Origin of the sequence: Modestobacter altitudinis, from assembly GCF_005930475.1 — a bacterium.
GTDB lineage: Bacteria > Actinomycetota > Actinomycetes > Mycobacteriales > Geodermatophilaceae > Modestobacter > Modestobacter altitudinis.
In genome coordinates, this window is record NZ_SJEW01000013.1 from 40,668 (window position 1) to 62,270 (window position 21,603).

The following is a 21,603-nucleotide window of genomic DNA, read 5'->3' on the forward strand; positions in this document are numbered from 1 at the left end:
CTTCTTCAGGGGTGCATGCGGGCGCCCTTCACCACCTTGTCGACGGCGTTCTTCGGGCCGTGGACGGCGAGCCCGACCAGGTCCAGGTCGGCGCCGGCGACCGCCCGCACCGCGGCCCGGTTCTGCACGTCGCCGGGGGTGCTGAACAGCTCCGCGGTGAACACGGCGGGGGTCAGGCCACGGTCCAGGGCTCGGGTGCGGGCGGTGGCCAGCAGGTCCGCCGACCCGGCCATCACCAGCACCGGCTGGCGGAGCATCGGCAGGTACCCGGTGCCGTCGGCGTCCTCGTACGGCTCACCGACCAGCTCGGGACCGGTCGCGGTGATCCCGCTGACCAGGAACGAGGTGACGTTCAGGGCCTGCCATGGCGCGAGGTCCTCCCGCAGCAGCACGGCGATCTTGGTGGCCCAGCGGGGCGGCTCGGCGGGGGTGTCCATGCTCCCAGCCTCGGGTCCCCGGCGCCGCGGGTCTTGTACGTTCCTGACGTGAGCGAGGTGGTCGCCTGGCGGCCCGACGTGCCCGGGCTGACCGAGGTCTTCCACGCGCACTTCACCGACCACGTCTACCCCGCGCACACCCACGAGGCCTGGACGCTGCTGCTCGTCGACGACGGCGCGGTCCGCTACGACCTGGACCGGCACGCGCACGGCGCCACCCGCACCGTGGTCACCCTGCTGCCGCCCGGGGTGCCGCACGACGGCCGGTCCTCCTCACCCGCCGGCTTCCGCAAGCGGGTCCTCTACCTGGAACCGGCCACGCTGGGCACCGACCGGGTCGACCGGTCCGTCGACCAGCCGGCCTTCGACGACGGCGCGCTGCGCGACCGGCTGTCCGCGCTGCACCGCACCCTGGCCCGCGGCGGGGACCTGCTCGAGGCGGAGAGCCGGCTGTCCTTCGTGCTGGAGCGGCTGCGGCAGCACCTGGACCGGACCGCCGTCGCGGCGCCGGACGTGCGGGACGACGTGCTGGCCGACCGGGTGCGCGAGCTGCTGGACGCCCGGGTCGCCGAGGGGCTGCCGCTGGAGGAGGCCGCCGCGCTCTTCGAGGTGCACCCCACCTCGGTGGTGCGCGCATTCACCCGCCGGTACGGGCTGCCGCCGCACCGCTACCTGACCGGCCGTCGGGTCGACCTGGCCCGGCGGCTGCTGCTGGCCGGGATGCCCGCCGCCGAGGTGGCTCCCGCGGCGGGCTTCGTCGACCAGTCGCACCTGACCCGGCACTTCCGCCGGATGCTGGCGACCACACCGGTCGCCTACTCCCGCTCGGCCACGCTGGGCTGACGCCGGGCGGCGGTCCGGCTCAGCCGGACAGGTCGGCGTCGGTCAGCACGGCCGCCCCGGACACCTCGCCCCCGGCGCCGCGCACCAGGACTCGTGCGACGTCGCCGGGGGAGCCGACGACGGCGACGCCGTCGGTCAGCGGCTGCTCGCCCAGCACCGTCCCGGCGACGTCGAACAGCTGCACCGAGACCGCGTCCCGCGCGGCGAGGACGACCAGCGACCGGGCGCTCGCAGGGTCGGCGAAGCCGGCTGTGACGTCGCACCGCAGGGCGACGACCCGCTGGTCCAGCGGCTCGCCGGCCGGCAGCACCCCGGTGACGCACACCGAAGTACCCGCCGCGCCCGTCGGGCCGCCGGCGAGGCCGTAGGGAGCGGTGACGACAGCGGCTCCGGACGGTTGCCCGACGGCGAGGACGGTCACCCGAGCAGGCTGCTCGTGCGGGCCGGGCAGGTCACCGGCCCAGAGGACGGTGACCGCGGCGTCCCCGGCGGACTGGCCCAGCCGGCCCAGCACCGACGCCAGCTGGGGGCCGACCGCCGCGTCGCCGCGCGCCGGCTCGGGAGCCGGACGCAGCCGGCCGAGCGGGGGCGTGCCGGTGGCGGCCTCCGTCGGGACGACGGCGGGTGCCAGCGGCTCCGGTGGGCGGCCGGCTCGCCGCCACAGGAGCTGGACGGCGCTGCCCACGGCACCCGGCAGCGGTTCGAGGTGCACCTCGGCCAGGCCGGCCGTGGTCGAGGCCAGACCGTAGGCGCGCAGCACGGTCCCGTCCCCGGTGACCTCCGGCCGCCCGGAGACCGCGATCTGGTCGTCCGGGGCGGCCAGCACCACCAGGGTCCCGGTGGCGGGGTCGACGAGCGCGGCCGGCTGGGTCGGGTCGGGCGTGCTCCAGCCCGACGTCAGCCGCAGACCGCCCGGCGCGGCGCCCTCGGGTCCGGTGAACCACGCAGCGGCGGCCGGTCGGGCCGCGGTGCCACCGGAGGTGAGCAGCGCCCACCGTCCGCCGGGCACGTCTCCGGCGTAGACCACCCGCCGGGGGTCCGCGGCGCGGGCCGGGGGCCAGTCGAGCTCGCGCAGTCCTGCCGAGAACGCCTCGTCCCCGGCCAGCGACCCGCGGGGCGCCCCGGCGTAGACCGAGGGCCCCTCAGGGACCGGGACGGCGGCCGGTGACGTCGGGGTGGACGTCGGCGTCGGGGCCGGCGCGCCCCGCGGCAGCAGCGGGACGACGACCGCCAGCGCGAGGACGACGAGCGCGCCGGCGACGAGCTGCACCCGCCGGCGACGTCGGGCCGCCCGGGCGGTGCTCACCATGCCGGCGACCGTGTCCGCCGCCGTCGACGGGAGGCGCCGGCCGGCGGCCAGCCGGGCGAGCCGCTCGGGCAGCGGGGCGGCCGGGAGGGCGGGCTCCGCTGTCGCGCCGGGCACCGCGAACAACGACCGCTCGAGGTCGCGCGCAGCCCGGGCCTGCTCGTCCCGTCCGGCCAGCGCCACCCGCAGCGCAGCGACCGCGGCGTCGGCGTCCTGCTGCGGCCCGGCGCCGAGCAGCTGCAGGACCGCCGCGGCCCGGTCCGGGGCGGGCAGTGCGCGCAGCGCGCCGGCCAGCGCGTCGTCCTCGTCGGCCGGTGCCGGGTCCAGCGACCCGATCACCTGCTCCCCGCTGGACCGGTGCACCGCGGCGGCCAGCGCGCTGAGAGCGGCCTGCCCGGAGTCCAGCGCGCCGGGTCGACCCAGCGCGACGCCCAGCAGCCGGACGGCCTCCTCCGGGGTGTCGGTGAGGAGGACGGCTGCCGGCGTCAGCTCCGGGAACACGCGGGAGACGGCCACGTCGACGTCCTCGTCGCTCATCCGGCGCTCCTCCCCGGCCGACCGGTGATCAGGCGGGCGGCAGGTCCAGGTCGGCGAGCGCGGCGTGGACGTCGTCCTCGCGGACGAAGTCCAGCGCCAGCAGCCGGTGCAGGAGCACCCCGCGGCGAGTCAGCCGCAGGTCGGCCGGGCGCAGCCGCGGCCGGGTGCCCGGCCGGACGGCGGCGGGCGGGGGGTCCAGCAGGCCCGCGCGCTGCAGGTCGGCGACGTCCTCCCGGGCACCCCAGGCCCGCCAGGCCCGCGGGTCGTCCTCCAGCGGCGTCATCGGCAGCGGCGAGCGGTCGCGGCGGCCCACCGCGGCCAGCAGCACCAGCTGACGCCAGCTGCACGACTCGGCCAGCTGCAGCGCCCGGGCGGCCAGCGCCACGTCGATGTCGGGGGAGACGACGACCTCGGCCACCAGGTAGCCCAGGTGCCGCACCCGCCGCTCCTCGGTGGTCTGCCGGGCCGCCTGGACGACGTCCTCGACCAGCCGCTCGGCGGCCGAGCGCGCAGCGGCGGTGACGCTGAAGAAGCCGTCGGTGCGCACCGCGCGGCCCTGGTGGGCGCGGGTGACCGACAGCTCGGCGACGAAGGCGAGGGCAGCGCCGGCGCGGGCGCGCTCCCAGGTCAGCGGCAGCGCGGCGGCGGAGGTGGCGGCGTCGCGCAGGCAGCCGGCCAGCCGGTCGTCCAGCCGCAGCGGGCTCGACGCGGGGTCGAACAGCAGCCCGGCGACGGCGCGGCTCATCGACCCGGCGACCAGCTCCCCGGTCTCGACCAGGTCCCGACCGGGCGCGCGCTCCTCGGAGTCCCTCACGGGGCGATCATGGCGCGCACCGCAGCGGGCCGCACCCGGCGGCGGCGGCTCCTCACCACAGCGGGGCAGGCGCGGTGCGGACAACGGAACACGAGTTCACCGTGGCGGCAACGGCGGGGGAACGCCGGGCCGCCACCGTCGGTGCATGGCCACCGCCACCGAGCCCACCACCACGTCCACCCAGCGCGCCCCCGGCCGCCTCGGCGGTCGGTGGATCGACGACTGGCGCCCCGAGGACGTGGACTTCTGGGAGTCCACGGGCAAGCCCGTCGCCCGGCGGAACCTGTTCTTCTCCGTCTTCTCCGAGCACGTCGGCTTCTCCATCTGGAGCCTGTGGTCGGTGATGGTGCTGTTCCTGCCCGAGCCGGTGTTCGGCATCGACCCGGCCGGCAAGTTCCTGCTCACCACGCTGCCCACGGCGCTCGGGGCCTTCGTCCGGCTGCCCTACACCTTCGCCGTCGCGAAGTTCGGCGGCCGGAACTGGACGATCATCAGCGCCTCGCTGCTGCTGGTGCCCACCATCGCGACGGCGGTCGTGCTCGAGCCCGGGGTCTCGTACAGCACGCTGCTGGTCGTCTCCTGCCTGGCCGGCGTGGGCGGCGGCAACTTCGCCAGCTCGATGACCAACATCAACGCCTTCTACCCGACCCGGCTCAAGGGCTGGGCGCTCGGCCTGAACGCCGGCGGCGGCAACCTCGGCGTGCCGGTCATCCAGCTCGTCGGCCTGCTCGTGCTCGCCACCGCCGGCGCCGAGCACCCGCGGGTCGTGCTCTACGTGTACCTGCCGCTGATCGTGGTCGCCGCGGTGGGCGCCGCCCTGCTGATGGACAACCTGACCACGGCCCGCAACCAGCCCCGGGCCATGCGCGAGGCCGCCCGCGAGGGGCACACCTGGATCCTGTCGTTCCTCTACATCGGCACCTTCGGCTCGTTCATCGGCTTCGGGTTCGCCTTCGGCCAGGTGCTGCAGAACCAGTTCGCCGATGACTTCGCCACGCCGCTGGCCGCCGCGCAGCTCACCTGGCTCGGGCCGTTGCTGGGGTCGCTGATCCGACCGCTGGGCGGGTCGCTGGCCGACCGGTTCGGCGGCGCGCGGATCACCTTCTGGAACTTCCTCGCGATGGCGCTGGGCGCGGCCGTCGTGCTCGTCGCCAGCCAGGTCGAGTCGCTGCCGCTGTTCCTGCTCGGCTTCGTGCTGCTGTTCGTGCTCAGCGGCATCGGCAACGGCTCGACCTACAAGATGATCCCGGCGGTGTTCCGGACCCGGGCGATGGACGCCGTCGCGACCGGCACGGACTCGGCGGTCGCCGACAAGCACGCGCTGCGGATGTCCGGAGCGGTCATCGGCATCGCCGGGGCGGTCGGGGCCTTCGGCGGGGTGCTGGTGAACCTGGCCTTCCGCCAGTCGTTCCTCTCCACCGGCAGCGGCGACGGCGCCTACATCGCCTTCATCGCGTTCTACGCCGTCTGCGTCGTCGTCACCTGGGTCGTCTACCTGCGCCCGGGCAACAAGCTGGCCGGCGTCTAGGGGCGCCAGGCCGGCTGGAAGTCCGGGTGCTCGGCGTAGGGGGTGCCGAGCAGGGCGAGGGTGAGCGCGGCCAGCTGGTGCAGGTCCTTGGGCGGCAGCGGGAAGTCGGGCAGCCCGGGCGGCCGGGCACCGAGGAAGCGCAAGTCCGGTGCGGCCGCCTGGCAGGCGAGCACCACCTTCCGCTTGGCCGCGCAGTCCGCGCGCACCCGCGCGGCGGTGCCCTGCGCGCCGGCGTCCTCGGCCACGCCGGCGACGGCGTTCGTGTCCTCGGCGATGCGGGCGAGCAGGAAGCCCACCAGGTCCATGACGGGCGGTTCCATCGTCGGATCATCCCCCCTCGGACCGTGCGGCGGGCCCGTCGACCCGGCCTCGCGATCAGCGGGCGGTCTCCGAGCATGATCAGCCGTCCCCGTCCGCCCGAGGAGAGCGAGCCCGGTCCATGCCACCCCAGCCCACCACCGACCTCTGCGACGAGCGCCCCGACGCCCAGGTGTGCGACCCGGTGCTGTCGGCCTTCGGCGGCGTCGCCGCCTTCAGCGGCCGCATCGTGATCGTCACGGTCACCGAGGACAACGCCCTGGTCCGGGCCGTGCTCGAGCGGCCGGGGGAGGGGCGCGTGCTCGTCGTCGACGGCGGAGGCAACCAGCGCTGCGCGTTCTTCGGCGGCACCCTGGCGGCGGTCGCCGCGGCCTCGGGCTGGGCCGGGGTGGTGGTCAACGGCGCAGTCCGGGACGTCGCGGAGATGGCGGAGCAGCCGATCGGGGTCCGCGCGCTGGCGGTGTTCCCGCGTCGAGGCGCGCGGGACGGCGACCGCGGTCGGGAGGGCGGCACCTGCCGGTTCGCCGGGGTGGGCTTCCGCGAGGGGGAGTGGCTCGTCGCCGACGCGGACGGCGTCGTGCTGCTGCCCGCTGCCCCCTAGACCCCGGCCGCGAGCCGGTAACCCCGCTTGACCACGGTCTCCACGACCGGCGCGCCGAGGGCCGCCCGGAGCCGGGTCACCGCCATCTCCACCGCGTGTGCGTCGCCGCCACCGGAGAGCTCGGCGAGCAGGTCAGGCCGGGAGACGACGACGCCGGGCCGGCGGGCCAGTGCCCGCAGCACCGCCATCGGGCCCGGCGGCAGCTCCACCAGGCGACCGTCGAGGACGGCGGCGTGCCCGCGGACCTGCAGGGTGTGCCGACCGGCGGCCAGCACCGGGTGCCGGGCGGGCAGCTCGGTGACGACCGAGCGGGCCAGCGCGCCCAGCCGGGCCCGCTCGGGCTGGACCGTGCGGATCCCGGCCGCCTCGAGCGGGGCGGCGGTCACCGGGCCGACCGCCACCGGCAGGACGGCCTCGGCGAAGGCGGTGAGCACGCCGGCCCGCACGCCCTCCTCGCTGGCCACCTGGAGCAGGCTCGCCGCCGCCGGCGCGCTGGTGAAGGTCACCGCGTCCACCCCGCGTCCGGCGATCGTGGCCACCAGCCGGCGCAGCGGGGCGGTGTCCTCGGGCAGCACCCAGCGGTAGACGGGGACCTTCACCACCTCCGCGCCGGCCCGGACCAGCCCGGAGACGAGCTCGGGCAGGGGGTCGCCGTGCAGCTGGACGGCGATCCGGCGACCCGGCAGCGGCCCCTCGGCACCGGAGAGGAGGTGCTCGAGCACCTCCGCAGAGCTCTCCGACGCCGGGGACCAGGCATCGACCAGCCCCGCGCCGCGGATCGCCCCGCGGGCCTTCGGACCGCGGGCCAGCACCCGGGCGTGCTGCAGGTGCTCACGCAGCGGCAGGTCCCACGCCTCGGCCGCCTCCAGCCAGCCGCGGAACCCGACCCCCGTGGTGGCCACCACCAGGTCCACGGGGGCGGCCAGGACCTCGCGGGTGGCGGCGACCAGGTCGGCGTCGTCGGCCAGCGGCACGATCCGGATCGCCGGGGCGTGGACCACCCGGGCACCGCGCCGGTCCAGCAGCGCGCCGAGTTCCTCGCTGCGCCGGGCGGCGGTCACCGCCACGGTGTAGCCGCGCAGCGGCAGCAGTTCCTCGGCCGGGGGAGCGGCGACGCCGGCAGCGGGGGCTGCACCGGCCGGGCCGTCCGTCGGACGGTCGAGCGCGGGGTCGGTCACGCCTCCATGGTGCGGCCTCGGTGTTCCAACCGTGTGACGCGGGAGGTCGGGCGGTCGCGGTGCCCGGTCAGCAGGAGCTGTCCCGGGGAGCCGGCACGCTGAGCCCGAACAGCCGGCGGGCGCGCAGCCCGATCCAGGTGCCGCCGAGCGCGGCCAGACCCCACACCCAGCCCGAGGCGCTCCCGGAGGCGATGCCGGCCAGGTAGGCGCCGATGTTGCAGCCGCTGGCCAGCCGGGCACCGATGCCCATCAGCAGGCCACCGACCACGGCAGCGGACGCGGTGTTGAGCGGGATCCGCCGGTGCAGCGCCCAGGCGCCGCCGGCGGCCGACGCCAGCGCCGCGCCCAGCACGATGCCCAGGTCGGTCAGCGAGGTGCGGTCCGCCAGCACGGGGCCGGAGAGCTGGGCGGCCAGCGCCGGCTGCTGCCAGTACCCCCACGTCTCGGGGTGCAGGCCCACCGCCTGCAGCACCTTCGAGCCCCACAGGGTGAAGGCGCTGGTGATGCCCCAGGCGCTGCCCGAGGTGAGGAGCACGGCGGCGCCGAGGACCGCGAGGACCAGGGCGCCCACCCACTTCGGCCACGAGCCACGGACGACCCGGGCGATGCCGCGGGCGGTCTCCGGCTCCTCCGCCGGGGGTGGCACCCGGCGAGGCTGCACCACCGAGGTGGTCCCGACGACGACGCCGAGCAGGGCGAGGGTGACCAGCCAGGAGCCGGCCCACCCGACGTGGTCGGCGAGGGTGAATGCGGGGAAGGCGGGCAGGTCGTCGACCAGCGGGTAGGCCCAGGCGTAGAGCACCGTGCCGGTGATGAAGCCGCCGAGGGTGAGCAGGATCGAGGTCTGCCCGGAGCCGACCACGTAGAGGGTCCCCGAGGCGCACGCGCCACCGAGCTGCATGCCGATGCCGAAGAGCACCGCCCCGGCGACCAGCGCGACGCCCAGGCCGGTCGACGTCGGGGTGGGGGTGGTGCCGAAGAGCCCGGTGCCCGTCCCGAGGAGCAGGGCGAACAGCGTCGCGGTCGTGCCGAGCAGCAGCGCGTGCGCGCGCAGGCCGGCGCCGTTGCCGACGGCGACGAGCTGCCGCCAGGCCGAGGTGAACCCGAAGCGGGAGTGGAACAGGGCGGCGCCCAGTCCGAGGCCGAGGAGGGTGAAGACGCCCTGCTGGGTCCCGTACCGGGACCAGGTCCACGTGGTCAGCGCCGCGGCGAGGGCGGTGGCGACGCCGAGGGGCACCCAGCGCACCGGCCCGGCTGCGACGGGCTCCGGGGCAGCGCCCGCGGTCGGGAACGCGCGGCCGGTGCGGGGGAGCAGCGGACGGGGGAGGGAGATCGTTGCCACGCGTCAACGAAGCGGCGGCGGCAGGGCGGCTCTTCCCGGCAGCAGGGTGTACTCCTCGTCACCCGGCCCGGCGGTCCCGTCGACCAGCAGGTCGGCCCGCGCGCGGGTGTCCTGGGCGGCGAACTGCGCGGCCTCCTGCTGCTGCCAGCGCAGCCACTCCGGGCGCATCGCCTCGCCGTCCCGGGCGATCCCGCGCGCCATCCGCACCGCGCGGGGCGCCTCCACCCAGACCCGCAGCACCGCGTACGGGTCCACGTCCCGCGGCGCGCTGCCGCACCCCTCGACGACCAGCGCCGGCCCGACCGGCACCTGCACGAGCTCGGCGAACCGCGCGGCGTCCCAGTCGTACCGGTGGACGGCGCCGGCCCGGCCCTCGCGCAGCGGCCGCAGCACCCCGGCGGCCAGCCGCGCGAACCCGCCGGTGAGGGTCCAGCCGGCGTAGACGTCGTCCATGTGCAGGACCGGTGCGCCGAGCTCGGCGGCCAACCTGCCCGCGAACGTGGTCTTGCCCGACCCGGCCGGCCCGTCGACGCACACCAGCCTGGTGCAGCCCAGCCGTGGTGCCGCGGCCCGCACCTGGTCGGCCAGCGCCGCGAAGGTGCCGCGCCCCGGTGTCGCCGTCCCGCTCACCGCCCGCACGCCCGCACTCTGCCAGCGCGGGCGGTGCAGGATGGGAGCGTGCCCGCCGACAACACCCCCCGCCCGGTCTCCGCCGTCCCGCGGCGGCTGCGGCTGATCACCGCGCTGGCCGCCGCCGGGCTGGTCGTGGCGATGACCGTGGTCGCCGTCCTGCTGAAGTCCTCGACCACCGGCGTCGTCTCGTTCCACACCGCCGACCAGGTGGCGATGGTCGGTCTGGGCCTGGCCATGGGCGCCGGCGTGCTGCTCATCGGCAGGTCCCGGGTGGACGCCGACACCGACGGGCTGCGGGTCCGCAACGTCGTGATCAACCACGAGGTGCCCTGGTCGGCGGTGCGGGCGGTGCGGTTCAACGAGCACTCGCCGTGGGCGACCCTGCTGCTCACCAACGACGACGAGCTCGCCGTCTCCGCGGTCCAGGCGGCCGACGGGGAGCGCGCCCTGGCCGCCGTCCGCGGCCTGCGGGCGTTGCTCGCCGACCACCAGGCGCGGCACGTCGTCCCCCGCGAGGACCTGCTGTACCCCCGGGAATGACGGGAGCCGGTGCGGCGCTGTAAGGTGGGCTGCGCCTCCCCCCGCTACATCGAGGCGCGAGAACCACGGTGGCCGAGATCCTTCCAGTCCCGGTCACCCACCAAGAGGAGCCCGCTCCCACCTGGCGCCGCACAGGCACCCAGGTCCCGGTTCGCGACGACCGGCACGTCCGGTCGTCGCGTCCGCGGAGACCCGTTCGCGGGCCGCTGCGGCACCCGGCGAGTGGGCCCTGTGAGCACCAGCTCACAGGGCCTTTGTCGTCGGTGGTCCGGGTGGGTGCGGATCCTCATCCACGCAGCAGAGGAGAGGCCATCACCGAGCCCCGTATCAACGACCGTATCCGCGTCCCCGAGGTCCGCCTGGTCGGACCGGAGGGCGAGCAGGTCGGCGTCGTCTCGATCGGCGAGGCGCTGCGCCTGGCCCAGGACTCCGAACTCGACCTGGTCGAGGTCGCGCCCATGGCCCGGCCGCCCGTCGTCAAGCTTATGGACTACGGGAAGTTCAAGTACGAAGCCGCGCAGAAGGCCCGTGAGGCGCGGCGGAACCAGGCGCTCACCGTCATCAAGGAGATGCGGCTGCGCCTGAAGATCGACCCGCACGACTACGAGACCAAGAAGGGCCACGTCGAGCGCTTCCTCAAGGGCGGCGACAAGGTCAAGATCACCGTGATGTTCCGCGGTCGCGAGCAGTCCCGGCCCGAGATGGGCTACAAGCTGCTGCAGCGGCTGGCCGGCGACGTCGCCGACCTCGGGGTGGTGGAGTCCAACCCCAAGCAGGACGGCCGGAACATGGTCATGGTGATCGCTCCGCACCGGAACCAGGCAGCGACCGATGCTGCCCGGCGCACCGCCAAGGCGGAGAAGCACGCGGCCAACGACGAGCCGGCGCAGGCCGAGCAGGCGCCCCCGGCCTAGCCGGCGGCCCACCCCGACGCACCCGCGTCGCGCAGCACTGCTGCGCGACGCCGGGCAGACACGAACAGGACCGAGAGATGCCGAAGAACAAGACCCACAAGGGCGCCGCGAAGCGGATCAAGGTCACGGGCACCGGCAAGCTGGTGGCCGAGCACCAGAACAACCAGCACAAGTTCGAGTACAAGTCCGGCTCGCGGAAGCGTCGGATCAGCGGCACCGGCGAGCTCTCCAAGGCCGACACCGGCCGGATGAAGAAGCTCCTCGGTCTCTGACCGCCCCCACCTCTACGAGCAGAACGGAGCTCTCACGTGGCACGCGTGAAGCGGGCGGTCAACGCCCAGAAGAAGCGTCGCACCACCCTCGAGGCGGCCAGCGGCTACCGCGGCCAGCGCTCGCGGCTGTACCGCAAGGCCAAGGAGCAGATCCTCCACTCCGCGACCTACAACTACCGCGACCGCAAGGTCCGCAAGGGTGACTTCCGCAAGCTGTGGATCACCCGGATCAACGCCGCGGCGCGGCAGAACGACATGACCTACAACCGGTTCATGCAGGGCCTCAAGCTCGCCGGCATCGAGCTGGACCGCAAGGTCCTGGCCGAGCTCGCCGTCAACGAGCCCGCCGCCTTCGCCACGCTGGTGGGGTCCGCCCGGGCCGCGCTCGCCGCGAACCCCGAGGCGACCGGCGCCGCAGCAGCGTAAGCAGCACCGTCCCGACGACGCCGTCGCGGGGAGCCTGGCTCCCCGCGACGGCGTCGTCGTCTGTCCGTCCACCTCCGAGGGGAACCCCGTGCCCGACGTCATGACCGAGCGCTCGGCGCGGGTCGCCGTGGCCCGCAAGCTCACCCGCCGCAGCGGCCGGGACGACGCCGGGGCCTTCCTCGCCGAGGGGCGGCAGGCGGTCAGCGAGGCGCTCGCGGAGGCGGAGACCGACCCGGACGCCGTCCTCGAGCTGTTCGTCACCGAGGCCGCAGCGGTCGCCCACACCGAGCTGCTGGCCGGCACCCGGGTGCCGGTGCACCTGGTCACCGAGCGCGCCGCGGCGTCGCTGTCGGAGACGGTCACCCCGCAGGGCCTGGTCGCCGTCTGCGCGCTGCGCGACGTCGATCCCGGCACGCTGGTCACCGACCCGCCCCGGCTCGCGGTCGCGCTCGCCGAGCTCGCCGACCCGGGCAACGCGGGCACCGTGCTGCGCAGCGCCGACGCCTGCGGTGCGGGTGCGGTCGTGTTCGGCACCGGCTCCGCCGACCCGTACAACGGCAAGGTCGTGCGCAGCAGCGCCGGCAGCCTCTTCCACGTCGACGTCGTCCGCGGTGCGTCGCTGGCCGAGCTCGTGCCGCAGGTCCAGGCCGCCGGCACGATGGTGCTGGCCGCCGACGGCGGGGGTGAGGTCGGGCTCGACGAGGCCGCCGACGACGGCCTGCTCGCCGCCCCGGTGCTCTGGCTGTTCGGCAACGAGGCCCGGGGTCTGGACGCCGGGCTGGCGGCCGCCGCCCACGCCCGGGTGCGCATCCCGATGCGGGGCCGGGCGGAGAGCCTCAACCTCTCCGTCGCCGCGTCCATCTGCCTCTACGTCACCCAGCTCGCCCAGCGCTGAGCGCCGGACCGCTCAGCCCGGGAGCGTGATGAGGACGACGGCCGCCACGGCCGTCACGAGCCCGGCCACCTGCGCGCCGCCCAGCCGCTCCCGCAGCACCAGCTGGGCCAGGACGACGGTGCTGACCGGGTAGAGCGAGGCCAGCACCCCGGTGATCGCCAGGGCCCCGCCCTGCTGGGTGGCGAGCAGGAACAGCGCGTTCGCGGTCATGTCCCCGACCCCCGACAGCGCCACCAGCGGCACGGCCGGCCTCGCGACCCGCAGCGACCGCCTGCCGACGAGGGCCAGCACGGCAACCAGGGCCGCCGACGCCACCCGCGCCGCCACCAGGGGGGTCAGTCCCGCGTCGGCGGAGATGCGGTCCAGGAGGACGAAGAAGACCCCGAAGGCGGTGCCCGCGACGAGGGCGGGGACGAGGCTGGCCGGCCGGGCCGTCCGCAGCGCCGACAGGCCCCCCTCGGCCGAGACCAGCACCACGGCGACCAGTGCGAGGGCGATGCCAAGGGCGGCCCAGGCGGTGACGCTGTCACCGCTCAGCAGCCCGGCGAGGACCGGGACGGCGGCGGCGGTCACCGCGGTCACCGGTGCGACGACGCTCATCACGCCGGAGGCCAGGGCGCGGAAGAAGACGACCAGCCCGGCCGCGCCGGCCAGGCCCGCGGTCGCGCCCCAGGCCAGGTCGGCCGGCTGCACCGGACCACCCAGCCAGGGGAGCAGGACCAGCAGCGCGAGCAGGCCGACGGCCTGGGACAGCACGACGACGCCGAACACCGACGCCCGCCGGCTGGACAGCCCGCCGAGGAAGTCCGAGGCGCCGTAGACCACGGCCGACGCCAGCGCCAGGAACACCGCCACGCGCCCTCCCGGGTCCAGCCCCGCTGCAGGGGGCAGCAGAGTCCTCCCTCAGCTCACCACCGGGTGCTTGCTGGCGTACATCCGGGCGTCGGCGCGGTGCAGCAGCCGGCCGAACTCGGCGCCGTCGTCGGGGTGCACGCTGACCCCGACGCTCGCCTGGACCTGCACGGTCTCCGCCCCGAGCCGCACCGGCTCGGTCAGCACGGACTGGAGCTGCTCGGCGACCCGCGCGGCCTCCCCGGGTGCGGTCGCCGGGTCCAGCCCGACCAGACCGACCAGGAACTCGTCCCCGCCGAGCCGGGCCAGCAGGTCGCCGCGGCGCAGCCGGCCGCGCAGCCGGTCGGCGACCACCTGCAGCAGCTCGTCGCCGGCGGCGTGGCCCAGGGCGTCGTTGACCGCCTTGAACCCGTCCAGGTCCAGGAACAGCAGGGCGACTGCCGTGCCGTCGAGCCGGGCCTGCCAGAGCGCGGACTCCATCCGCTCCTCGAACCGGCGGCGGTTGGGCAGTGCGGTCAGCGGGTCGGTGTAGGCCAGCTCCTCGATCTGGGCCAGGTGCCGGCGGGTGCGGTCGCGCTCCTGCAGCAGCTCGCGCTCGGCGGTCACCCGCGCGGTCACGTCGGTCTGCACGCCGATGTACTGGACCACCAGGCCGGAGCTGTCGTGCACCGGCGCCAGGTGGATCTCGTTCCACCACGGCTCGCGGTCCAGGCCGCGGTGGTTGAGCAGGGTCGCGCGGAACTCGGTGCCCTCGCGGATGGCCTGGCGCATCCGGGCGACCACCCCGGGGTCGGTGTCCGGGCCCTGCAGGAAACGGCAGTTGCGGCCCAGCGCCCTGCCGGTGGGGAGTCCGGCGAGCTGCTCGAACGCGGCGTTGACGTAGACCAGCGGCTGGTCCGGCGCGGTCATGTCGGCGATCGCGACCCCGCTGGTCGTGGCGGCCAGCGCACGCTGCAGCACCAGCTCCTGCAGCGTCGCGCCGTCGGCGACCCCGCTGCGGCGGACGACCGCGACGGGGTCCTCGGCGAGCTCCTCGACCGGCTCCGGCGGCACCGGCTGGGCGGCCACCCGGGCGACCAGCGAGACGCCGGCCCGCTCGACGGTGCGCCGCTCGTAGGTCAGCGCGTACTCGTACCGGCGCTGCAGGTCCGGGCCGCCGTCGCCGAGGTCCCGGGCGAGCAGTGCGGCGCTGAAGTGCGGGCTGAGCACGACGACGTCCCACTCACCGCGCACCGGGTCGTCCGGGGCGAGTGCGGCGCCACGCACGCCGGGCAGCGGCTCGACCGGCAGGTCCTCGCCGAGGGCGCAGACGAAGCCGGTGCGCGCCACCAGGTCGCGGTAGCGCAGCGCGGTCGCCGGGGTGAAGTGCCGGGCCTCCTGGAAGGTCGCGGCGACGACGCAGGTCTCACCCAGCCGCATCGCCTGGCGCTCCAGGTGCTTGCTGAGCTCGATGAGCAGCGCTTTGGGAGCGGTCCGCAGCTGGGTGCCCGCCGGCAGGCAGCTGAACGGCGAGTCCGCCGGGTCGACGGCGGGGGTGCCCGCCGACGGCAGCAGGAGCCGGCCGACGGGCCGGCCGGGGACGGCGGTGGCGGCCGGCCGGCCGAAGTGCCAGCCCTGCCCCAGGCTGGCGCCCAGCGCCGAGGCCATGGCCAGGTGGGCCTCGTCCTCGATCCCCTCGGCCAGGATGACAGCGCCGGTGCGCTCGGCGTAGCCGTTGACCGCGTTCATGATCTCGGCGACGGCCGGGCCGGGCCGCTCCTGGACCAGCCGCAGGTCGAGCTTGATGACGTCGGGGCGGAGCAACGGCATGAAGGCCAGTGACATCGAGTCGGCACCGACGTCGTCCAGGGCGATGCCCCAGCCGACCTCGCGGACCCGCTCGACGGCACGCAGCAGGTCCGCCGGCCGGGTGGCCAGCGCCCGCTCGGTGATCTCCACGACGACCCGCAGCCCGGCCGGGGCGGTGGTCGCGATCGCGAGCAGCTCCTCCAGCGGCGCGGACTCGAGCACCTCGGGCTCGACGTTGACGAACACGGTCAGCGGCGGGCCGAGCTCCGCGGCCACCGCCCCGCGCAGCGCCGCCGCGCGGCACAGCGCGTCCAGGTGGCTGAGCCGGCCGGCGGTGCGGGCGGCGGCGAAGAGCGCGTCGGGGGTGTGCAGCGGGCCCTGCGGCCCACGGGCGAGTGCCTCGTAGGCGACGATGCGGCCGCTGTCCAGCTCCACGATGGGCTGGTAGACGCTGTGCACGCCGCCGGTGCGGAGCACCTCGTCGATGGTCGAGGCCGGTGCCTCAGTCGTGGTCACCTGGGCTACATCGACCGCGACCGGACGCTCCGCAGCGCGACGACCGGGCAGGGCACACCAAAGGGTGAACCGCTGGCTCGCCCGGTCCCGCTCGGAACCCGGGCGCGCGCACCGCGCCCCGCCGGGCAGAATGGCCTCCCGTGTCTGGCGCCAACGACCCCTACGACCCCAAGCAGGTCGCCGCGCTGTCCGCGGAGACCCTCGACGCCGCGGTGCGGTCGGCGACCGAGGCCTTCGCCGCGGCCGGTGACCTGGAGGCGCTGGCCGCCGTCCGGCCGGCGCACCTGGGCGACCGGGCGCCGGTCCTGCTGGCCCGCCGCGAGCTCGGTGCGCTGCCGCCGGCCGCCCGGTCCGACGCCGGCAAGCGGGTCAACGCCGCCCGGGTCACCGTCACCGACGCCTACGCCGCCCGGCTGGCCGTGCTGGAGGCCGAGCGCGACGAGCGGGTGCTGGCCGAGGAGAGGGTCGACGTCACGCTGCCCTGGGACCGCGCACCCCGCGGTGCCCGGCACCCGCTCACCACGCTGACCGACCGGATCGCCGACGTCTTCGTCGGGATGGGCTACGAGGTCGCCGAGGGCCCGGAGCTCGAGGCGGAGTGGCTGAACTTCGACGCGCTCAACATCAGCACCGACCACCCCGCGCGGTCGATGATGGACACCTTCTTCGTGGCGCCGGAGGACTCCGGGCTGGTGCTGCGGACGCACACCAGCCCGGTGCAGGCGCGCACCATGCTGGAGCGGCAGCCGCCGATCTACGTCATCGCGCCTGGCCGGGTGTACCGGACCGACGAGCTGGACGCGACGCACACCCCGGTGTTCCACCAGGTCGAGGGCCTGGCCGTCGACCGCGGGCTGACCATGGCACACCTGCGCGGCACGCTGGACCACCTGGCCCGCCAGCTCTTCGGCGCGGACGCGGTCACCCGCTGGCGGCCGTCCTACTTCCCCTTCACCGAGCCCTCGGCGGAGTTCGACGTCTGGTTCCCCGAGCACCGCGACGGCCCGCGCTGGGTGGAGTGGGGCGGCTGCGGGATGGTCAACCCCCGGGTGCTGACCGCCTGCGGCATCGACCCGGAGCAGTTCACCGGCTTCGCGTTCGGGCTCGGCATCGAGCGGGCCCTGCAGTTCCGCCACGGCGTCGGCGACATGCGCGACATCGTCGAGGGCGACGTCAGGTTCACACGAGCATTCGGAGTCGAGCAGTGAGAGTCCCCATCGGCTGGCTGGCCGAGCACGTCGACCTGCCGGCGGGCACCAGCGTCGAGGACCTCGACACCGCCTTCGTGCGGCTGGGTCTCGAGGTCGAGGAGATCCACCGGGTGCCGGAGACCACCGGCCCGCTCGTGGTCGGCCGGGTGCTGGAGATCGAGGAGCTGACCGGCTTCAAGAAGCCGATCCGCTACACCCGGGTGGACGTGGGGGAGGACCAGCCTCGCGGCATCGTCTGCGGCGCCCGCAACTTCGCCGTCGGCGACCTGGTGGTCGCCGCGCTGCCCGGTGCCGTGCTGCCCGGGGACTTCGCGATCGCCGCCCGGAAGACCTACGACCACGTGTCCGACGGGATGATCTGCTCGGTCCGCGAGCTGGGCATCGGCGAGGACCACGCCGGCATCCTGGTGCTGGGGCAGGACGGCTTCGAGCCGGGCACCCCGGCCGCCGGTCTCCTCGGCCTGGACGACGTCGTCATCGAGCTCAACGTGACCCCCGACCGGGGCTACTGCCTGGCTCTGCGCGGCATCGCCCGGGAGATCGGCACCGGGCTGGCCGTCGACTGGCGGGACGCCGGTGCGGTGACCCCGCCGGCCTGGTCGGGGAAGCCGGCCTGGCAGGTGGAGGTGACCGACCCGGCGCGCTGCGACCGCTTCTCGATGCTCGCGATGGAGGGGCTGGACCCGACCGCGCCGAGCCCGTGGTGGATGCGCCGCCGGCTGGCGCAGTCGGGCATCCGCAGCATCTCGCTGGCCGTCGACGTCACCAACTACGTGATGCTCGAGCTCGGCCAGCCGATGCACGCCTTCGACCGGGACACCGTGCGCGGTCCGATCGTGGTGCGCCGGGCGACGGCGGGGGAGCGGCTGACCACGCTGGACGGCGTCGACCGGGCGCTGGACGCCGACGACCTGCTCATCACCGACGACTCGGGCCCGATCGGCCTGGCCGGCGTCATGGGCGGTGCGTCCACCGAGATCGGCGACCGGACCACGAGCGTGCTGCTGGAGGCGGCCCACTGGGAGCCCACCGGCATCGCCCGCACGGTCCGCCGGCACAAGCTGCCCAGCGAGGCGGCCAAGCGCTTCGAGCGCGGCACCGATCCGGAGGTCACCGTGGTGGCGCTGGCCCGCGCGGCCGCGCTGCTCGCCGAGCACGGCGGCGCCCGCGTCGTCGGCTCGCCGGTCGACCCGGACACCCGCGGGCCGCGTCCGGCGATCCCGCTGGACGCCGGCCGGCCGGCCCGAATCGCCGGCGTGGACTACCCGACGTCCCAGGTGGTCGAGGCGCTGACCGCGGTCGGCGCGACGGTCGACGCGGACGGGGACCGGCTGCAGGTCACCCCGCCGTCCTGGCGGCCCGACCTCACCGACCCCGCCGACCTGGTCGAGGAGGTCGTCCGGCTCGCCGGGTACGACGACATCCCCTCGGTGCTGCCGAACGTGCCGCCCGGCCGCGGGCTGACCGAGCGGCAGCGCCGCCGGCGCAGCATCGGCCGGGCGCTGGCCGAGGCCGGGTACGTCGAGGCCCCGGCCTACCCCTTCGTCGGGACGGCGGCGCTCGACGCGCTCGGCCTGCCCGCGGACGACGTCCGGCGCTCGGCGGTCGTGGTGCGCAACCCGCTGTCGGAGGAGGAGCCGGCGCTGCGGACGACGCTGCTGCCCGGCCTGCTCGCCACGCTGGCTCGCAACCTGTCCCGCGGGCAGCGCGACGTGGCCGTCTTCGAGCACGGGTCGGTGTTCCCCGGTGACCAGCGCACCCCGGCGCCCGTCCCCGGCGTCGACCGGCGCCCGGACGACGAGACGCTCGCGGCGCTGCTCGGTGCGGTGCCGGCCCAGCCGTGGCACGTCGCCGTGGCGCTGACCGGCAACCGCGAGCCGCGCGGCTGGTGGGGCCCCGGCCGCGCGGCCGACTGGGCCGACGCGGTCCAGGCCGCGCGGGTCGTGGCGGCCACCGCCGGGGTCGAGCTGACCGTGCGCGCCGGTGACCTGGCGCCCTGGCACCCGGGCCGCTGCGCCGAGCTGGTGGTGGCCGACCAGGTCGTCGGGCACGCCGGTGAGCTGCACCCGCGGGTCTGCGCCGCGCTGGACCTCCCGGCGCGCACCTGCGCCATGGAGCTCGACGTCGACGCGCTCCCGGCCGCCGCCGTGCCGGTCGGCCCGCGCGTGTCGACCTTCCCGCCGGTGCTGGTCGACCTGGCGCTCGTCGTGCCCGAGGAGGTCCCGGCCGCCGACGTCGAGGCCGCGCTGCGTGCCGGTGCCGGTGAGCTGCTCGAGCGGCTGCGGTTGTTCGACGTCTACGCCGGGCCTCCGGTGCCGGCCGGGTCCCGATCGCTGGCCTACGCGCTGACCCTGCGCGCGCCGGACCGGACGCTGACCGGCGAGGAGGCCAACGCGGCGCGCGACGCGGCGATCGCCCTGGCCGTCGAGGCGACCGGGGCGGTGCTCCGGTGAGCGACCTCTCGGGAACCGTCGCGCTGGTCACCGGGGCGTCGGCGGGGATCGGCCGGTACCTGGCGGCGGGCCTCGCCGAGCGTGGTGCGGCCGTCGCCGGCCTGGCCAGGTCGGCCGAGCGGCTCACCGCCGCGATGGACGAGGTCGCCGCGGCCACCGGCGCGCGCACGCTCGCCGTGACGGCCGACGTCACCGACCCCGCCGCCGTGCAGTCGGCGGTCGACCGGGTGATCGCCGAGCTCGGCCCGGTGACGCTGCTGGTGAACAACGCCGGGTCCATCGACGCGGCCGAGGTGCCGCTCTGGGAGGCCGACCCCACCCAGTGGTGGCAGGTCGTGGAGAGCCAGGTGCACGGGCCGTTCCTGGTCTCCCGGGCCGTCGTCCCCGGGATGATCGCCGCCGGTGGCGGCCGGGTGATCGGGCTGGGCAGTGGCCTGGGCACCCGGGGCAGCGCCGAGTACAGCGCGTACTCGGCGGGCAAGAGCGCGCAGATGCGGATCACCGAGGGGATCCACCTGGCCGGGGCGCAGCACGGGGTGCGGGCCTTCGACCTGGCGCCCGGCGTGATCGACACGCAGATGACCCGGGCGATGCCGATGCACCTCGGACGCACCGAGTGGACCCGGCCGGAGGACGTCGTCGCGCTCGCGGTGGCGATCGCGGCCGGCGAGCTCGACCAGTGGTCCGGCCGGTTCTTCCGGGCCGGCGCCGACGACCTGGACATCCTGCGCGCGACGACGCCCGAGGGCGCTGCGCGGCAGCTGCGGCTGCTGCCTTACGGACCCGAGGACCCGGTCGGCTGAGCCGCGGGCCGGCAGGTCAGCCCACGGTCGCGAACAGCGGGGCCGCACCGGACAGCTCCACCATCCGCCGCACCGCGCGGGTCGGGTGCCGCAGCTCGGGCACCCGACCCGACCGCCGGGTGGGCTCGGTCTCCCGCACCAGCAGCCGCAGCCCCCGGCAGTCGAGGAAGGTCGCCGCCGAGAGGTCCACGGCCACCGCGGCGCGGGGGCCGGTCGGCCGGTGGCGTGCCAGTCGTCGACCACGAGCGAGTCGACCTCGCCGGTCAACCGGAGCACCGGCCCGCCCGCCTCCTCGACCAGCGCGATCGCGCCGGGCAGCTCGAGCGAGTGCGTTCCGCGGCTGGTCTCCATGGCAGTGCTCCTCCCGACCGGACCCGTCGTCCCGGTCAGCGGGGACTGTGCCGGGGGGTGCTGACAGAACTGCTGGGAGCGACCTCCCAGCAGGCTGTGGAGTCCCGTGCGCCCCAGGGGCACCACGGAGGCGACCGGTCAGACCACGGTCGCCAGCGCCCCTGCGGCGATGTCGACGGTGACCAGCGTGTCCGCCTCCAGCTCCACCAGCTCGCCGTCCAGCTGCAGCGGCATCGGCGCCAGCGCGGTGAACGCGTAGTGGGTGGTGCTCGGCTGCGGGCCCAGCCCACGGGTCGCGGCGCGCACCGCGGTCGCCAGGACCCGGAGCTTGCCGGTCCGCTGCTGGGTGATGACCTCGAACAGGCCGTCGTCGGGCCGGCCGCCCTCGCTGAGCGTCGCGTACTTGGCCATCTCGGGGATGTTGGCGAACAGCAGGCTGTCGATGCTGCGCCGCCGGCCGTCCTCCAGCCGGATGGGGAAGGGCCGGAAGCGGGCGAACCCGCGCACCACCGAGACGATCTCCCGCCAGGAGCCCTTGCCGCCCTTCTCCAGGTCGACGGCAACGACCGGGGTCAGCCCCACGCCGATGTAGGAGTGCGCGTAGCGCGTCACCGCCGAGGTCCCGCTGCCCAGGGTGAGCCGGAGCAGGTCCATCCGCCGCACGTCCCCGGCGACGATGGCGTCGGCCAGCGGGCGACGGCGCGTCGTCCGGCGGTGGTCGTTGGCGTTGCCGGCGGCCCGGACGGCGCAGACGGCCTGGTCGTTGCCGGCCTGCATGACGCCGTCGACCACCTCGTTGTAGCCGCCGTCGCCGCTGACCGAGACCAGCAGGGGTCGTCCCGTGGCGGCCACCTCGCGGGCGATCTCCCGCGCGTGCCCGGCGTACCGGGTGGGGCAGAGCTCCAGTGGCACGGCGGGGAGCCGCCGCGCCAGCTCGGCCCGCAGCTCCTCGGCGGACGCCGGGGCGTTCCCGGTGCTGTGCGGGTTGAAGACGACGACGATCCGGTCGAACGGGGGCATGGCTGGCGGGCTCCTCGAGGATGCG

At 75.8% G+C, this 21,603-nt stretch carries 22 protein-coding genes; 11 read left to right on the plus strand and 11 right to left on the minus strand.

The window, feature by feature from the left end; genetic code table 11:
• Window positions 1-5: 5 nt before the first annotated feature.
• Complete coding sequence (locus FHL79_RS07260; RefSeq protein WP_138757946.1) at window positions 6-437, minus strand: DUF2000 domain-containing protein; 432 nt, start codon at window positions 435-437, stop codon at window positions 6-8.
• Between the two features lie 48 nt (window positions 438-485).
• Between FHL79_RS07260 and FHL79_RS07265 the strand changes: the two genes are divergently transcribed.
• The gene (locus FHL79_RS07265; protein WP_138757947.1) at window positions 486-1,280 is read left to right on the plus strand and encodes an AraC family transcriptional regulator; all 795 of its coding nucleotides are present in this window, start codon (window positions 486-488) and stop codon (window positions 1,278-1,280) included.
• A 19-nt stretch (window positions 1,281-1,299) separates the two neighbouring features.
• Here the strand turns inward: FHL79_RS07265 and FHL79_RS07270 are convergent, their stop codons facing one another.
• The gene (locus tag FHL79_RS07270; RefSeq protein WP_138757948.1) at window positions 1,300-3,123 is read right to left on the minus strand and encodes a hypothetical protein; all 1,824 of its coding nucleotides are present in this window, start codon (window positions 3,121-3,123) and stop codon (window positions 1,300-1,302) included.
• Between the two features lie 28 nt (window positions 3,124-3,151).
• Window positions 3,152-3,937 carry a hypothetical protein gene (locus FHL79_RS07275; protein WP_138757949.1) on the minus strand — a complete coding sequence of 262 codons (786 nt, stop codon included), beginning with the start codon at window positions 3,935-3,937 and terminating at the stop codon, window positions 3,152-3,154.
• Window positions 3,938-4,082: 145 nt separating this feature from the next.
• On the opposite strand from FHL79_RS07275, the gene FHL79_RS07280 reads away from it, so the two are divergent.
• Window positions 4,083-5,465 (plus strand): nitrate/nitrite transporter, encoded by a 1,383-nt coding sequence (locus FHL79_RS07280; RefSeq protein WP_138757950.1) that lies wholly within the window; start codon window positions 4,083-4,085, stop codon window positions 5,463-5,465.
• On the opposite strand, the gene FHL79_RS07285 is transcribed toward FHL79_RS07280, so the two are convergent.
• On the minus strand, window positions 5,462-5,785 hold the full coding sequence (locus tag FHL79_RS07285) for a DUF6221 family protein (protein WP_138757951.1): 324 nt from the start codon (window positions 5,783-5,785) through the stop codon (window positions 5,462-5,464). The genes FHL79_RS07280 and FHL79_RS07285 overlap by 4 nt on opposite strands.
• A gap of 119 nt (window positions 5,786-5,904) precedes the next feature.
• Between FHL79_RS07285 and rraA the strand changes: the two genes are divergently transcribed.
• Window positions 5,905-6,384 (plus strand): ribonuclease E activity regulator RraA, encoded by a 480-nt coding sequence (rraA, locus tag FHL79_RS07290; RefSeq protein WP_138757952.1) that lies wholly within the window; start codon window positions 5,905-5,907, stop codon window positions 6,382-6,384.
• Here rraA and FHL79_RS07295 read toward each other — a convergent pair.
• The 3 genes from FHL79_RS07295 to FHL79_RS07305 all read right to left on the minus strand — a co-directional run bounded on the left by FHL79_RS07295 (window position 6,381) and on the right by FHL79_RS07305 (window position 9,543).
• Window positions 6,381-7,562 carry a uroporphyrinogen-III synthase gene (locus FHL79_RS07295; RefSeq protein ID WP_138757953.1) on the minus strand — a complete coding sequence of 394 codons (1,182 nt, stop codon included), beginning with the start codon at window positions 7,560-7,562 and terminating at the stop codon, window positions 6,381-6,383. The two genes, rraA and FHL79_RS07295, sit on opposite strands and share 4 nt — an antisense overlap.
• A 67-nt stretch (window positions 7,563-7,629) precedes the next feature.
• Complete coding sequence (locus FHL79_RS07300; protein WP_246080474.1) at window positions 7,630-8,904, minus strand: YeeE/YedE family protein; 1,275 nt, start codon at window positions 8,902-8,904, stop codon at window positions 7,630-7,632.
• Between the two features lie 3 nt (window positions 8,905-8,907).
• Window positions 8,908-9,543: a uridine kinase family protein gene (locus FHL79_RS07305; protein WP_138757954.1), complete on the minus strand. Its 636-nt coding sequence runs from the start codon at window positions 9,541-9,543 to the stop codon at window positions 8,908-8,910.
• A gap of 39 nt (window positions 9,544-9,582) precedes the next feature.
• On the opposite strand from FHL79_RS07305, the gene FHL79_RS07310 reads away from it, so the two are divergent.
• The 5 genes from FHL79_RS07310 to FHL79_RS07330 all read left to right on the plus strand — a co-directional run bounded on the left by FHL79_RS07310 (window position 9,583) and on the right by FHL79_RS07330 (window position 12,584).
• Complete coding sequence (locus FHL79_RS07310; protein WP_138757955.1) at window positions 9,583-10,077, plus strand: PH domain-containing protein; 495 nt, start codon at window positions 9,583-9,585, stop codon at window positions 10,075-10,077.
• A gap of 272 nt (window positions 10,078-10,349) precedes the next feature.
• Window positions 10,350-10,991, plus strand: coding sequence for a translation initiation factor IF-3 (gene infC / locus FHL79_RS07315; protein ID WP_138757956.1), 642 nt, complete (start codon window positions 10,350-10,352; stop codon window positions 10,989-10,991).
• A gap of 77 nt (window positions 10,992-11,068) precedes the next feature.
• Window positions 11,069-11,263, plus strand: a complete 195-nt coding sequence (gene rpmI / locus FHL79_RS07320) for a 50S ribosomal protein L35 (RefSeq protein ID WP_014741225.1) — start codon at window positions 11,069-11,071, stop codon at window positions 11,261-11,263.
• Window positions 11,264-11,299: 36 nt separating this feature from the next.
• Complete coding sequence (rplT, locus tag FHL79_RS07325; protein ID WP_138731740.1) at window positions 11,300-11,689, plus strand: 50S ribosomal protein L20; 390 nt, start codon at window positions 11,300-11,302, stop codon at window positions 11,687-11,689.
• A gap of 88 nt (window positions 11,690-11,777) precedes the next feature.
• Window positions 11,778-12,584, plus strand: a complete 807-nt coding sequence (locus FHL79_RS07330; protein ID WP_218938362.1) for a TrmH family RNA methyltransferase — start codon at window positions 11,778-11,780, stop codon at window positions 12,582-12,584.
• Between the two features lie 12 nt (window positions 12,585-12,596).
• Here the strand turns inward: FHL79_RS07330 and FHL79_RS07335 are convergent, their stop codons facing one another.
• Together FHL79_RS07335 and FHL79_RS07340 are read right to left on the minus strand one after the other, a co-directional pair.
• Window positions 12,597-13,439: an EamA family transporter gene (locus tag FHL79_RS07335; RefSeq protein ID WP_138757957.1), complete on the minus strand. Its 843-nt coding sequence runs from the start codon at window positions 13,437-13,439 to the stop codon at window positions 12,597-12,599.
• A gap of 48 nt (window positions 13,440-13,487) precedes the next feature.
• The gene (locus FHL79_RS07340; protein ID WP_138757958.1) at window positions 13,488-15,740 is read right to left on the minus strand and encodes a diguanylate cyclase domain-containing protein; all 2,253 of its coding nucleotides are present in this window, start codon (window positions 15,738-15,740) and stop codon (window positions 13,488-13,490) included.
• A 140-nt stretch (window positions 15,741-15,880) separates the two neighbouring features.
• Between FHL79_RS07340 and pheS the strand changes: the two genes are divergently transcribed.
• Genes pheS through FHL79_RS07355 form a run of 3 tightly spaced genes read left to right on the plus strand, consistent with a single transcriptional unit; the run spans window position 15,881 to window position 20,207 of the window.
• Entirely contained in the window at window positions 15,881-16,948 is a 1,068-nt protein-coding gene (pheS, locus tag FHL79_RS07345) for a phenylalanine--tRNA ligase subunit alpha (protein ID WP_138757959.1), read from the plus strand.
• A complete protein-coding gene (gene pheT / locus FHL79_RS07350; RefSeq protein WP_138757960.1) occupies window positions 16,945-19,404 on the plus strand; it encodes a phenylalanine--tRNA ligase subunit beta in 2,460 nt (819 codons plus the stop codon). Before pheS ends, pheT begins: the two co-directional genes overlap by 4 nt.
• The gene (locus FHL79_RS07355; protein ID WP_138757961.1) at window positions 19,401-20,207 is read left to right on the plus strand and encodes an SDR family NAD(P)-dependent oxidoreductase; all 807 of its coding nucleotides are present in this window, start codon (window positions 19,401-19,403) and stop codon (window positions 20,205-20,207) included. The genes pheT and FHL79_RS07355 overlap by 4 nt, the downstream gene beginning before the upstream one ends.
• A gap of 16 nt (window positions 20,208-20,223) precedes the next feature.
• On the opposite strand, the gene FHL79_RS25040 is transcribed toward FHL79_RS07355, so the two are convergent.
• Both FHL79_RS25040 and FHL79_RS07365 read right to left on the minus strand, forming a co-directional pair.
• Window positions 20,224-20,397 (minus strand): STAS domain-containing protein, encoded by a 174-nt coding sequence (locus FHL79_RS25040; protein ID WP_246080476.1) that lies wholly within the window; start codon window positions 20,395-20,397, stop codon window positions 20,224-20,226.
• A 299-nt stretch (window positions 20,398-20,696) separates the two neighbouring features.
• The gene (locus tag FHL79_RS07365) at window positions 20,697-21,578 is read right to left on the minus strand and encodes a diacylglycerol/lipid kinase family protein (RefSeq protein ID WP_138757962.1); all 882 of its coding nucleotides are present in this window, start codon (window positions 21,576-21,578) and stop codon (window positions 20,697-20,699) included.
• Window positions 21,579-21,603 lie beyond the last annotated feature (25 nt).

Coding starts and splice junctions, on each gene's coding strand:
- FHL79_RS07260 (WP_138757946.1), bottom strand. CDS start 437: ATGGACACCCCCGCCGAGCCGCCCCGCTGGGCCACCAAGATCGCCGTG.
- FHL79_RS07270 (WP_138757948.1), bottom strand. CDS start 3,123: ATGAGCGACGAGGACGTCGACGTGGCCGTCTCCCGCGTGTTCCCGGAG.
- FHL79_RS07280 (WP_138757950.1), top strand. CDS start 4,083: ATGGCCACCGCCACCGAGCCCACCACCACGTCCACCCAGCGCGCCCCC.
- FHL79_RS07285 (WP_138757951.1), bottom strand. CDS start 5,785: ATGGAACCGCCCGTCATGGACCTGGTGGGCTTCCTGCTCGCCCGCATC.
- rraA (WP_138757952.1), top strand. CDS start 5,905: ATGCCACCCCAGCCCACCACCGACCTCTGCGACGAGCGCCCCGACGCC.
- rpmI (WP_014741225.1), top strand. CDS start 11,069: ATGCCGAAGAACAAGACCCACAAGGGCGCCGCGAAGCGGATCAAGGTC.
- FHL79_RS07365 (WP_138757962.1), bottom strand. CDS start 21,578: ATGCCCCCGTTCGACCGGATCGTCGTCGTCTTCAACCCGCACAGCACC.